This is a genomic window from Antricoccus suffuscus, assembly GCF_003003235.1.
In the GTDB taxonomy this organism is placed as follows: Bacteria; Actinomycetota; Actinomycetes; order Mycobacteriales; family Antricoccaceae; genus Antricoccus; species Antricoccus suffuscus.
Genome location: NZ_PVUE01000001.1, coordinates 522,142 through 534,458, shown reverse-complemented (window position 1 = coordinate 534,458; position 12,317 = coordinate 522,142). Strand labels below are relative to the sequence as shown.

At 63.8% G+C, this 12,317-nt stretch carries 9 protein-coding genes; 2 read left to right on the top strand and 7 right to left on the bottom strand.

Going from position 1 to position 12,317, the window contains the following annotated elements; genetic code table 11:
* Nucleotides 1-45 precede the first annotated feature (45 nt).
* Nucleotides 46-969: a ketopantoate reductase family protein gene (locus CLV47_RS02520; RefSeq protein WP_106347402.1), complete on the bottom strand. Its 924-nt coding sequence runs from the start codon at nucleotides 967-969 to the stop codon at nucleotides 46-48.
* A gap of 16 nt (nucleotides 970-985) precedes the next feature.
* Nucleotides 986-1,687: a lytic transglycosylase domain-containing protein gene (locus tag CLV47_RS02515; protein ID WP_202862337.1), complete on the bottom strand. Its 702-nt coding sequence runs from the start codon at nucleotides 1,685-1,687 to the stop codon at nucleotides 986-988.
* 191 nt (nucleotides 1,688-1,878) lie between these two features.
* Between CLV47_RS02515 and CLV47_RS02510 the strand changes: the two genes are divergently transcribed.
* A complete protein-coding gene (locus CLV47_RS02510; protein WP_106347401.1) occupies nucleotides 1,879-2,298 on the top strand; it encodes a cupin domain-containing protein in 420 nt (139 codons plus the stop codon).
* A gap of 73 nt (nucleotides 2,299-2,371) precedes the next feature.
* Here the strand turns inward: CLV47_RS02510 and CLV47_RS02505 are convergent, their stop codons facing one another.
* From CLV47_RS02505 to CLV47_RS02495, 3 genes are all read right to left on the bottom strand, one after another.
* Nucleotides 2,372-3,952: an ABC transporter substrate-binding protein gene (locus tag CLV47_RS02505; RefSeq protein WP_106347400.1), complete on the bottom strand. Its 1,581-nt coding sequence runs from the start codon at nucleotides 3,950-3,952 to the stop codon at nucleotides 2,372-2,374.
* A 307-nt stretch (nucleotides 3,953-4,259) separates the two neighbouring features.
* Nucleotides 4,260-5,201 carry an alpha/beta hydrolase gene (locus tag CLV47_RS02500; RefSeq protein WP_106347399.1) on the bottom strand — a complete coding sequence of 314 codons (942 nt, stop codon included), beginning with the start codon at nucleotides 5,199-5,201 and terminating at the stop codon, nucleotides 4,260-4,262.
* Nucleotides 5,202-5,325: 124 nt separating this feature from the next.
* Nucleotides 5,326-10,311: an NAD-glutamate dehydrogenase gene (locus CLV47_RS02495; RefSeq protein WP_202862336.1), complete on the bottom strand. Its 4,986-nt coding sequence runs from the start codon at nucleotides 10,309-10,311 to the stop codon at nucleotides 5,326-5,328.
* Nucleotides 10,312-10,492: 181 nt separating this feature from the next.
* Here CLV47_RS02495 and CLV47_RS02490 point away from each other — a divergent pair, with 181 nt between their 5' ends.
* A complete protein-coding gene (locus CLV47_RS02490) occupies nucleotides 10,493-11,122 on the top strand; it encodes a class I SAM-dependent methyltransferase (RefSeq protein WP_177557465.1) in 630 nt (209 codons plus the stop codon).
* On the opposite strand, the gene CLV47_RS02485 is transcribed toward CLV47_RS02490, so the two are convergent.
* Nucleotides 11,119-11,505, bottom strand: coding sequence for a DUF2304 domain-containing protein (locus CLV47_RS02485; RefSeq protein ID WP_106347396.1), 387 nt, complete (start codon nucleotides 11,503-11,505; stop codon nucleotides 11,119-11,121). The two genes, CLV47_RS02490 and CLV47_RS02485, sit on opposite strands and share 4 nt — an antisense overlap.
* The gene (locus CLV47_RS02480; protein ID WP_202862335.1) at nucleotides 11,502-12,200 is read right to left on the bottom strand and encodes a glycosyltransferase family 2 protein; all 699 of its coding nucleotides are present in this window, start codon (nucleotides 12,198-12,200) and stop codon (nucleotides 11,502-11,504) included. Before CLV47_RS02480 ends, CLV47_RS02485 begins: the two co-directional genes overlap by 4 nt.
* Nucleotides 12,201-12,317: the final 117 nt, after the last annotated feature.

The following is a 12,317-nucleotide window of genomic DNA, read 5'->3' as shown; positions in this document are numbered from 1 at the left end:
TCCGATTCGGTTTTGTGGCCAACGCCCGCCAAAATCGTCGACGGCTCAGGTCGCGAACTGGGTCTCCCGCTGCCGCACCAGGGCGCTGACCACCTCGTTGTACGGCGCACGCAGGCCGACCTTGCGTGCTTGGACGGGCACCGCGCCGTTCAGTACGTCGACCTCGGAGCGCTTGCCCGCCAAATGATCAAGCGCCATCGACGGCCGCGCCTCCGCGATCGCGCGGCCGTATTCGCGCACGTGCGCCACCGGATCGTCGAACCGCACCCCGACCTCGAGCGCCCGCGCGACCTCCCACGCCTCGCGGGCGCAGCCGGCGCCGACTTCCCACGCATCCGGGTTGTCGGTGACCTCGCCCATTTTGAGTCCGGTCAGCGTGCAGATCCCGGAGAAGCCGACGTTGCAGATGAACTTCTCCCAGATCATCCGGTGCACGTTTTCCGCGACCTCAGCAGGGAATCCGGCGTTGCGCCACACGTCGACGACGGCCCGCAGCCGGGGCGAGACGGCACCGGCCAGCTCGCCGATCCGGACGGTCTCCCAGCCGGTGTGGTGCGCGTGCCCCGGCGTACGGATCGACGCACCGAAACCGCCCGCGATCCCGACCAGCACCCGCTCCGGGCCGATTGCTTCGACGATGCGTTCGGCGCTGCCGAGGCCGTTTTGGATGGTGAGTACGACGGACTCCGGGCCGAGCAGCGGGTCGATGCTGCGCGCGGCCGCGGTCACCCCGTCGGCCTTGGTCGCGATGATGACCAGGTCGCAGACGCCAGGGTCCCCCGTCGACGTACTCGCCGAGAGCCGCGCCACCCGATCACCGCTGGCACCTTCGACCCGCAGACCATCACGGTTGATCGCATCGATGTGCTCGACCCACGTGTCGATGGCCCAGACCTCGTGCCCGGCCGCGCTGAGCAGTCCGGCGTACGTCGAGCCCATCGCCCCGGTGCCGACAACGGCTATCTTCACGAGTCCTCCAATTGCCTTAGTCGCAGCCCTCGGCGTACGTCGAGTTCGCCATCTGCGGTATCACCTTGACGTAGTGCTCGGTCTCCGCGAACGGCGGCACACCACCGTACTTCGCGACCGCGGTGGGACCGGCGTTGTAGGCCGCGAGCGCGAGTACGACGGGGTGCTCGCCGCTCTGGGTGGCCAGCGACGTGACCGACTCGATGAGGTGCGCCATGAAATTGCCCTGCGCTTTGATCGCGTCCTGCGGATCGAACGGGTCGCCCGCGCCGTACTCGTCCCACGTGTCGGGCCGGAACTGAGCGAGACCCTGTGCACCGGCATGGCTGACCGCTTGTGGATCCCATCGGGACTCCTGGTCGAGCTGCGCGGCGAGGATCGGCGCCGGCAGCCCCGAACTCTTCGCGGCGGCCACGACATCGTCGTACCACCCGCCCGGGACGCTCCCCTGTTTGAGTGGGGCGGTGGCCGCGCAGCCGAGTTCATCGGCGTACGCCGGCGGCTCTTCCTTGACCACGGCAAACACGATGCCCGCCACTATCAGGATCGCGGCACCAATCACCAATGCCCTACGCGCCAAGAGATTTCGGTGCGCGATCCGCTTCTCCATCGCCCGCTGCGAGGCAGTCTTCCGTTTGGCAGCGGTCGTCCGTTTCGGCGTACGCGTCGACACCACCTTTCGAGGCGACGACGCCGTACGGCGCTGAGCAGGAGGCACGCCGAAATCCTAGCGACCGCAACGCGCACCTTTAGCGAGCACTGCACTCACGGAACGGGCCTCCCGCGCGCCGGACTAATTGGCGCCGGGCGCGAGCACATCTAGTCCGAGGTCACCGGCGGCGTTACTCATTCGGGTGTCGTAGGCCAAGTCCGTGTAAGTCGCGGCTCACGCTCCGTAGGCTCGGTGGCATGTACCAGTTCAACGCCGACGACCTGACCGATCCCGCCGCCCTCGGCATGCAACCACACCCGGAGGGCGGCTGGTACGTCGAGCACTATCGCAACCCGCAGGACGTCGCCACGCCCAACGGTCCGCGCGGTCTCGCGACCGCGATCTCGTTTCTACTGCAACCCGGGCAAGAATCCGCGTGGCACCGGGTGCGCTCCGACGAACTGTGGTTCTGGCAAGGCGGCGGCCCTCTCGAACTCGATCTCGGTGGCGACGGCGCCCGGCCCGGCGACGCGACGACGTACACCCTCGGGCTCGGCGGCCAACTGCTGGTGCCGGCCAACGTCTGGCAGGCCGCGCGTCCGGCGGGCGACGAGACCGTCATCGTGGGCTGTGTCGTGACGCCAGGCTTCGACTTCGCCGACTTCGAGCTCGCCTAAACCCACGCCGCCTTGTTTATGTGGAAGTTCTATGTACGCCGGCGTACATAGAACTTCCACACAAACCCCGAACCTAGTCCTTCTTGCTGACCGCGACACCGCGAAGGTCGACGACGCCGCTGTGATAGATCTGCACGTTGGAGACCGTGTCGTCGTACGCCTGCGTGATGTGCTGGACGCAGATCGGCATCACATGCGGCACCTCGTCGATCCACAGGTCCATGAAATCGCTATAGAAGGGTGCCCGATCTTTCGAATCCAGTGGAGCGGCTCCCTTTTCGATTAGCTCGACCATCTTCGGAGACAGCTGGGCGCCGGGATTGAAGCGAGCGTCGGGATGCATCGTCCCTTCCATGAAGGTATGCGGATCTACCGTTGAGGACGTCGGCGTGACGACGGCGGGCGTCACCTTGGAGATCCCGAATTCGTCGACGAGCTGCACGGTCGGCAATGGCTTGATCTCCATGTTGATCCCGACCTCTTTGAGCTGGTCTTGGATCGCTTCGGCCTCGGCAACATAGGCGGTGACCGTGGTAACTACCGTTGCGAAGGTGAAGCCGTCCCGATAGCCGGCCTCTTTCAGCAGTTTCTTCGCCTTCTCCGGATCGTGTGGCCAGATGTCGAGGCCGTCACCGATGTCCTTGTTGTAGGCGAAACTCGTCGACGGGAAGGGCTGGATCTGGGGCGTGCAGAGGCCTTCAAACAAGCCTTCGCCGATGCCGACGCGGTCGATCGCGTAGTTCATCGCCAACCGCACCTTCGGGTCGTCGAAGGGTTTCACGCTCGTGTTCACCGCGAGGTAGTTCAGGACCGGGCTGACGTCGCCGATGACGTCCAGACCGGCGTCCTTCGCCGGTGTGACGTGTTTCTGCGCGATGTAGGCACCGTTGAGCTCGCCCGACTGCAACGCGTTGAGTCGCGTCTGGTCATCGGGTATCGCCTTGTAGTGCATCACCGCGACGCGCTGCGCATCCGGATCCCAGTAGCCTTCGGTCTTGGTAAAGGTCACGCTGTTGCCTGGAACGATTTCGGAGGCGATGTAGGGGCCGACCCCGACGGGCGCTGCGGCAAGGTTTCCGGCGGCGATCGCCTTGGGCGAGGCCATCATCCCCGGGCGCTCGGACATCGCAGCGAGGAAGGCTCCCATCCCGCCGTCCAGCTGGACCTTGACCGTCAGGTCGTCGACCACATCGACGCTGGCCACGTTGTGCAACTGGGACTTGATCATGCTCCCCGGCCCGGCGGCGCGATCCAGGTTGGTCTTGACCGCGGTGGCGTTGAACGGCTCTCCGTCAGAAAACGTGACGTCAGCGCGGAGCTTGAAGGTCAGCACCTTGCCGTCGGCGGACGCATCCCAACTCTCGGCGAGCATGGGCTCGAACTTTCCATCTGGCGCAAGGTAGACGAGCCGGTCGTACGCCGGCAACAAGAACGGCAGGTCGAATCCGGTCGATCCGAGGATCGGGTCCCAGCTTGTGGTCCCGACCGGGAACGACCAGTTGAATTCGGCCTCGGGATCGAAGTTCTTGTCGAGCGGGATTCCGCTCTCAAGCGATACGTCGCTTGCCTGGGTCTTCTGCGAGGGTGCGCCACAACCGGCCGCCACCATAGCCGCGGCCAGTACGCCGACAATTAACGTGGAACTCCTGCGCATATGCGAATCCAATCAACCGGTACGAGAAACTCGGAATGTTCGCTACTTGTCCTGATGGCAATTCGGTGCACGCCCGCGATCGCGGCGACACTCGCTAAGCGACCCGACGTGGTAACGCCGACGACGCAGACGTAGACCTTGGCGTGTCTAACGACAAGGCTCAACACATGAAATTCGTGTTAGTTAACCGGTCCGGCCGGGCCGTGTCAATCTTTCCGCTGCTCAAACGGCGCTTGTGTCACGAACGATGCCCTTGTGTCACCGAGGTCGGTGACACAAGGGCACAAGTGATGACACAAGCGAGGAGTCAGGCGGAGCCGAGACGCTCCCGCATGATCGCCGCGCACAGGGTGATCGCGGTCGTTGCTTCGTCAAGTACGCCACTCATCGTGAGGAAGCCGTGCACCATTCGCGGGAAGTGGACGTACTGCACGGAGTTGCCGGACGCGGACAGTTTGTCGGCGTACGCCGCACCCTCGTCGCGCAACGGATCGAACCCGGCCGTGATCACGAGGGCCGGCGGCAGGTCGGCGTGATTGGCCGCGAGCAGCGGCGAGGCACGCCAGTCGTCGTACTCTGACGAATCCACGTAGTGGCCGACGAAGTAGTCGATTGTCTCGGCAGTGAGGATGTAGCCTTCGGCGTTTTCCTTGTGCGACGGCATAGTGCAGTGCATGTCGATTCCGGGGTAGACGAGCATCTGGAACGCCGGACGCGGCCCACCGGAGTCGCGCAGCGCTAGGCAGGAGACGGCGGTCAAGTTGCCACCCGCGCTGTCGCCACCGATCCCGATCCGCGAGGGGTCGATCGCGAGTGTCGTGGCGTTGTCGAATACCCAGCGCACAGCGGCGAGCGAGTCGTCGACCGCCGCGGGAAACGGTGACTCGGGCGCCAGCCGGTAGTCCACGGCGTAGATCGCGCAGCCGGACTGGTTGGACAGCAGCCGGCACAGCGTGTCGTGCGTTTCAAGATCGCCGATGACGTACCCGCCGCCGTGGATGTAGACCAGGGCACCAAGTATTTCGCCGGCCGCGTTGCCAAGGGGTCGATATTCGCGGATCGGGATCGGTGTGTCCGGGCCCGGTACCTCGAAATCACGCGTCGAGGCGACATCCGGCACGGCCGGGCCCGTCGCCTCGCAGGACAAGCGGTACGCCGCCCGCGCCTCGACCGGAGGGAGCTCATGAACCGGGGGCAAGTTCCTTGCCGCGATGAGGTCGAGCAGATTCTGAGCCTGTGGGTCGAGCATGCGGGCGCCCTTCAGTCCGGAAGCGATCTGGACCACATCATGACACGTGCCCGCATCCGCACTGTTAGGTCCGGCAAAGTGGTCGCCCTGACGACCACCTTGCCGGACGTAACGACAGAGCGGGTCAGTGAGTCGTCGTCGTACCGGTCACCACGTCCCGGATGAGCTGTACGGCGACCACAATCGATGCAAGATCGTTGGTGTCGGTGGACATGATCTCGGCCAGCATCTCCAGCGACTGCTCACCGTTTTCGGACAGCTGGTCGCGCCACACCTCGCACTTAGCTTCGGGTTTGGTCGCGCCGGTGACGTTCATGATCTGCGACGTGAGCTGGGCGTGCGACCAGTTGAGGTCGTCGCGCAGCGTGCCGCGGGCCATCGACCGCCACCGGCTGTCGCGCGGCATCGAAATGATCCGCTCGAGCAAGGCCGAGATCTCGAACTTGTCGGCGACCGTCTGGTACGCCGCAGTGATCTCCGACAGTTTGCCTTGCGTGGTGGCGGCGAGGTCGACGATGTCCAGCGCCGCGATCGCCTTGGGCATCGAGGCGACCAGTTTTGCGAAAACCGCTGGTACGCCGGCAAACTCGAGCTCCCTGGTGCGCCCCTCGAAGGTGTCCCGGTCCATCCCTGTTAGCGAGCGCGGCAGGTTGCGGATTACCTCGGCTGCTCCGCCGGTGTAGCGCTCGACCGTTGCCGCGACATCGATCGGCAACGGAACGTTGCGCACCAGCCACCGAGTGCCGCGCTCGACAAGACGCTGGATCTCAACTCGCATCGACGTTTGGATGTTGCTCGGGACCTTGTTGTCCAGACCCGAAATCTTCGCGAAGACTCCATGCATATCGAAGATCCGGGTCGCGGCAGTTTGGGCACGGAAGACCGCCTCGGGTGTCGCCCCGGTCTCCTCGACCATCCGCAGTGCACTCGTCGTACCGCCGGTGTTGACGAGCTGGTTGGAAATGAGCGTGGCGACGATCTCGCGGTGCAGCGGATGGGCACCCATCTGCCCTTCATATTTCTTGCGCAGCGGGGTCGGGAAGTAGTCGACCAGCAGACTGTGAAATGCCGACGCATCAGGCAAACTCGACTGCAGCAGCTGCTGTTTCATCTGGATCTTGGAATAGGCAAGGAGCACCGCGAGCTCCGGCGAGGTCAGACCGTCGCCGTTGCGAAACCGCTCACGCAATTCGTCGTCCGTGGGCAAATACTCAATGTCGCGGTCCAGCAGCCCCGAGGCTTCCAGCGAACGCATCAACCGCCGATGCGCGTCGTTGAGGGACATCTTGTTGTATTCCTCGCAGGCCAGTGCGACGTTCTGGTCGTAGTTGTCGATCAGCACGAGGCGCCCGATCTCGTCGGTCATCGAGTGCAGTAGCTTGGGCCGCGCGTCGGCCTTGAGTACGCCGTCCGCGATCGCCTGTTGCAGCAGGATCTTGATGTTTACTTCGTGGTCGGAAGTGTCGACGCCGGCAGAGTTGTCGATGGCATCGGTGTTGATCTTCCCGCCATCTCCTCCCGCACCCACGAGCGCATATTCGATCCTGCCGCGCTGGGTGACGCCCAGGTTGCCGCCTTCGCCCACGACGTTGGCCCGGACCTGCGCGCCGTTGACCCGGATCGTGTCGTTGCTGCGGTCTCCGACTTCTCCGTTGGATTCGTCGGAAGCCTTTATATAGGTACCAATTCCGCCGTTCCAGAGGAGGTCCACCGGCGCCAACAGGATCGCCTTGATGAGCTCATTGGGCGGCAACTCGGCTGCCTTGCCGGTGATGCCAAGAGCGGTGCGGGCGGCGTCGGAGATCGGTATCGACTTCGCCGTACGCGGCCAGATCCCGCCGCCACGCGAGATCAGATCGCGGTTGTAGTCATCCCACGAGGAGCGCGGCAGGTCGAAAAGTCGCTGCCGTTCAGGGTAGGTCGCCGCGGCGTCGGGATTGGGGTCGATGAAGATATGCCGGTGGTCGAAGGCCGCGACCAGCCGAAGCTGCTCCGAGCAGAGCATGCCGTTGCCGAAGACGTCGCCGGACATATCGCCGATCCCGACGGCGGTGAACTCCTCCGCCTGGGTATCGGTGCCGAGCTCGCGGAAGTGCCGCTTGACCGACTCCCAGGCGCCGCGCGCGGTGATCCCCATGTCCTTGTGGTCGTAGCCGACCGACCCGCCGGATGCGAATGCGTCCCCGAGCCAGTAGCCGGCGTTGACCGACTCTTCGTTGGCGTAGTCCGAGAACGCCGCCGTACCCTTGTCCGCCGCGACGACCAAGTAGGGATCGTCGTCGTCTCGTCGTACGACGTTCGCCGGCGAAATGATCGCGTCACCGTCGCGGTTGTCGGTGATCTCGAGCATCGACCGGATGAATGCGCGGTAGCAGGCGACACCCTCGGCCAGCCACGCGTCCCGGTCGATGTCTGCATCGGGCAGTCGCTTGGGGAGGAAGCCGCCCTTCGCGCCGGTCGGCACGATGACGGTGTTCTTGACCATCTGCGCCTTCACCAACCCGAGGATCTCGGTGCGCATATCGTCGCGTCGATCCGACCAGCGCAGCCCGCCGCGAGCAACCTCGCCAAAACGCAGATGTACCCCCTCGAACCGGGGCGAATGCACCCAGATTTCCCGGTAGGGCTTGGGCGCAGGCAACTCGGGGATCGCGTTCGGGTCGAGCTTGATGGAGATGTAGGGCTGGGTGTTGTTGTCCTGGTCCTTCTGGAAGTAGTTGGTCCGCAGCGTCGCCATGATGACCCGGAACACGGCGGACAGCGCGCGGTCCTCATCGAGGCTGGCGACATCCACGAGCGCCGCACGCACCTTCTTGCGGATTCGTTCGGCCTTGCGCGTTCGCGCCTCGTTAGATTCGTCCGTGGCCGGGTCGAACAGCGCATAGAACAGGTCAATGAGCATCTGCGCGATGTGCGGATTGGCCGCGATCGCAGAATCGACGAGCTCCTTGCTGAAGGACAGCGCACCCATTCGCACGTAGCGGCCGAGCGCACGGAGCAGCGCGACTTCGCGCCACGTCATGCCGGCGCCGAGCACGAGCCGGTTGAGCCGGTCGCTCTCACTTACGCCGCTCCACGCCGCGGCGAACGCGTCGTTGAATTTCGCGGCAAGCCCCTCACGTCCCTTGACCAGTTCGATCGACGGACGCAGCCCGAATTGATATATCCACACGGGCGTCGGCCCGTCATCGGTGGGTACGTCGAAGTCATAGGTGCGTACGTCGAGCACCTGAAGCCCGAGGTGTTGAAGCAGCGGTATGACCGTCGAGATCTGCATGTGGTGGCCGAGGGTGTAGATCTTCAGTCGCGTCTTGACCTTGTCTTGCAGGTCCGCCTGGCTGTCTACGATGCTGCCGTCGGGTTCATCGTCCAGGAACAGTCGAAGAGAAATTCCTGCGGCGACCATGGGCAGGTCGGTCGGCGATGCGCTCTTCGCGTCGGCCCGCATCAGTAGTTGCAGTTCGCGGACGTCTTCGATACCTGCGGTCGCGTCGAAATGCGCGCGGTAACCGCCGGGGAGGCTGCGCGCGAGAAGTTGGATCGCGGACGCCTCGTCCGGGTCGACGTCGTCGAGTAGGTCGTTGAGGTCGTCGTCCCACGACCGTGATGCCTCCACGACCCGGCGTTGAATCTTGTCGAACTGAGCGCGCGTCAGGTCAGTGTCCGCGCTGCCCGCGGGCACCCGGATCACGAACTCCAGCCGGGCGATCTGGGAGTCGTCGTTGATCTGTGCGGAGAACTCGATGTGGGTTCCGGCAAGCTCCTCCATCAGGATCGCGTTCATCCGAAGGCGGACCTCGGTGTTGTAGCGATCCCGTGGGAGGAAGACGAGCGCCGAGAAGAACCGGCCGAAGTCGTCCCGTCGCAGGAACAGCCGGGTCTGGCGATGCTTTCCCAGTTGCATTACGGCCACCGCGACCGCCAGAATCTGCTCGACACTGGCCTGGAACAGCTCATCGCGGGGGAAGGACTCGATGATGTCACGCAGGTCCTTGCCGGTGTGCGACATCGGGTCGAGACCGGACTCGTCCATGATTCGTGCGAGCTTGTGGCCGATGATCGGCACGTGCTGGACGCGTTGCCGGTACGCCGCGGAGGTCAGCAGGCCGATGAACCGGCGCTCCCCCACGACCTCACCCTTGGCGTCGAACTGCTTGATCCCGATGTAGTCGAGGTACGCCGCACGGTGCACCGTTGATCGCGACGCCGCCTTGGTCATCGTCAGCAGCTTCTTTTCGCGGGCGATCTTCTGCGAGGGCGGCGGGAGTGGCTTGCGCGGCCGGGTCTGGTCGCGGTCGGCGCGCAGGATCCCCCGTCCCGTGCCGGGCACGTCGTCGAGGTAGTCGGCTCCCCTGCGCCTCTTCAACACGTATTCGCGGTAGCCGATAAAGGTGAAGTGGTTATCGGCAAGCCATTCGAGCAGTTCGGCGGTCTCGTCGACTTCGGCGGTGGGTATCCCCACGGGCGGCGACGTACGCAACTCGGTGGCGATGTCGTCGGCGAGTTTGCGCATCGCGGGCCAGTCCTCGACCGCTTCGAACACGTCCCGGAGCACCTGCTGCAATTCACCCTCGAGCGCACCGAGCTCGTCGTCGACATCGATGCCGCCGAGCTCCAGGTGCATCCAGGACTCCGCGATCGCCGCCGATCGCTCGGCGTCGTTGCTCGCGATCGCCTCGAACTGTCCGACCGGGTCACGCACGACGTGCAACACGGGGTGTACGACGAATCGGGTGTGCGCGTTGTGCGTCTGCAGCTGGTCAAGGACCGAGTCAAGGAGAAACGGCCGGTCGTCGACGACGATGTCGATGACCACCCGCCGGTTGCCGGTGCGACGTACTTGGATCGCGATCTCACCCTCGACGCGACGCCGTCCCGTCTGCAAATGCGCCGCGATGGTCGCAGCTAGATCTTCAGCTGTGCGCCGGCCAACATCCTGTAACGGTGTCTGCGCAAAGTAGGCCGTGACTAACTGGCGGGACGCCTTCGCCGACATCGGCGAACTGTCGCCCATCAGCGCTGCGAGCGCACTCGCTGTGTCCCTGATCATGGCCGATGCCGCATTGGCTTCGGCCTCAGTGACCTGTACACCGAGCATGCCTTGGCTCACTCCAGACCTCCCGAGTTCGTGTCCACGCCGTTGTGAGCACACCCCGAGGCTAGCCACTAAGGCGCTCGATTTCGACCAAGTCAGCCTCAACTCGGTGTTTCCGCAAGGGAAATGGTGGGCGAGCATCCGGAGATCACGTACGGTCTAGTAGCCCACCTATCTGCCGATCAAAGACATGACTATGACTAACGAACCTGTAGACAAAACAGATGCGACGGAGCCGTCGACTGCCGGCACGAAGTACGCCGACCGACTCACCCGGCTATCGGGTCAGCGATGGAAACAAGCCCTTGACGTGCAGGCGCCGTACCGCCGCAATATCCAGCGGCTGACCCTCGGCAAGACCCTCGACGTCGGTTGCGGCATCGGGCGAAACTTGGCATACCTCAGCAAGGAATCCGTCGGCGTAGATCACAACCCGCACTCGATTCAGGTCGCGCGCGATCGGGGTCTTGACGCCTACACCACAGACGAGTTCTTCGACAATCCTCAGGTGGCCGTCAAGGGCGGATACGACGCGTTGCTGGCGGCCCATCTCGTCGAGCATATGCCGCTCGACCAGACAGTCGAGATCATGGAGTCGTACCTACCGTTCCTCAAGGACGGAGCCCGGTGCGTCTTCATCTGTCCGCAGGAGATGGGCTATAAGACCGACGACACCCATGTCCTGTTCGCCGATTTCGCGGTGCTCCAAGAGGTGTGTGGGCGTCTCGGTCTGAAATTCGAGTACGAGTACTCGTTCCCGTTCCCGCGTGTGGTCGGAAAGGTCTTTCCCTACAACGAGTTCGTCGTTGTATCTCGAAAAGGCTAAGCGCCCGAGAACTCGTCGCTGCCCGGGTCTGATTCCGTCGCGCCCGGGACACCATCGCGGCTGACTGCTGTCTCGATCGCTATGGACCGGGACAACTCAACCACCCTTCGATCGAGTTCACGCAACCGTAGGTACATCCCAACGGCGCTGAAGAAAAAAACGACAATCAGCACATAGAGCATGAGGTCCGTACCGCGGGTGACGCCTACTGCGTCGGCGACTGCCTGAGGAATATCCGGCCACACAATGCACACGATCGCCGCGATCACGAGCAAAATGCCTGTCACCCGTATCCCGGCCTTCAGGCTGACCCGCTGGCGATGCCGGAGCAAGAAGAACAGGACCGCCACGGTCGCCGCGATCAAGAGCACTTTGATGATCATTTGCGCGGCCCCTTCAGCATCCGGTGCAGCAATACGTCGGTAGCGATATTGACCGAGTTGATCGAGCGTTGACCCTTGGCCTTCGAGTAGTCCGAATAGTCAATCGTGACCGGAAACTCGCCGTACGGCAATCCGCTGTTAGCGATCAGCGACAGTAGCTCGCTGGCGTACGCCATGTCAGCCATGCTGAGCTTCACGGTCTGCGCGAAGTTTCGACGAAATGCGCGAAGACCGTTGTGGGCATCGGTCAGTGCGATCCCGGACTGGAAGCGTTCGAACACTCGCCCCGCAGAAAGGAGCAGCTTCTTGGACTTCGACATCCCGATCGCCTCGGCGCCTAGAAAGCGCGACCCCAGGAGGATATCGACGGGGTTCTCCCGCATGAACTGAACCATCTCGCTCGCATCGTCGGCGCGATGCTGGCCGTCGGCGTCGAACGTGACAAAGTACTGCGCGCGCCGATCTCGCAACGCGAACTCAATCGCGGTTTGTCGCGCGGCGCCAGCGCCGAGGTTCATCGGATGACAGACAACCCGGGCATCAGTCGCCCGCACCTCGTCTACGGTAGCGTCGGCACTTCCGTCATCGACGACGACGACTTTTGGGAAGGTCCGGAGTAGGTCCTCGATCACTTTGCGAACCACGGTCGCCTCGTTATATGCGGGCACCATTATCCACGTATCGAGATTAGCCACGCTCGTCATTGTCCGCCGTTGTCCGCATCTGTCTCGCTATGCTGGTCCCTACGCCTTCTGCCGATCCGGCTGGCGCCCCACCATACCGTTCTACCCCACTGTCGCAGGGGGAAACCC

What these genes read in the sequence shown, in the direction of transcription:
- CLV47_RS02510 (WP_106347401.1), top strand. Translation starts at nt 1,879, where the DNA reads ATGTACCAGTTCAACGCCGACGACCTGACCGATCCCGCCGCCCTCGGC.
- CLV47_RS02505 (WP_106347400.1), bottom strand. Translation starts at nt 3,952, where the DNA reads ATGCGCAGGAGTTCCACGTTAATTGTCGGCGTACTGGCCGCGGCTATG.
- CLV47_RS02500 (WP_106347399.1), bottom strand. Translation starts at nt 5,201, where the DNA reads ATGCTCGACCCACAGGCTCAGAATCTGCTCGACCTCATCGCGGCAAGG.
- CLV47_RS02490 (WP_177557465.1), top strand. Translation starts at nt 10,493, where the DNA reads ATGACTAACGAACCTGTAGACAAAACAGATGCGACGGAGCCGTCGACT.
- CLV47_RS02485 (WP_106347396.1), bottom strand. Translation starts at nt 11,505, where the DNA reads ATGATCATCAAAGTGCTCTTGATCGCGGCGACCGTGGCGGTCCTGTTC.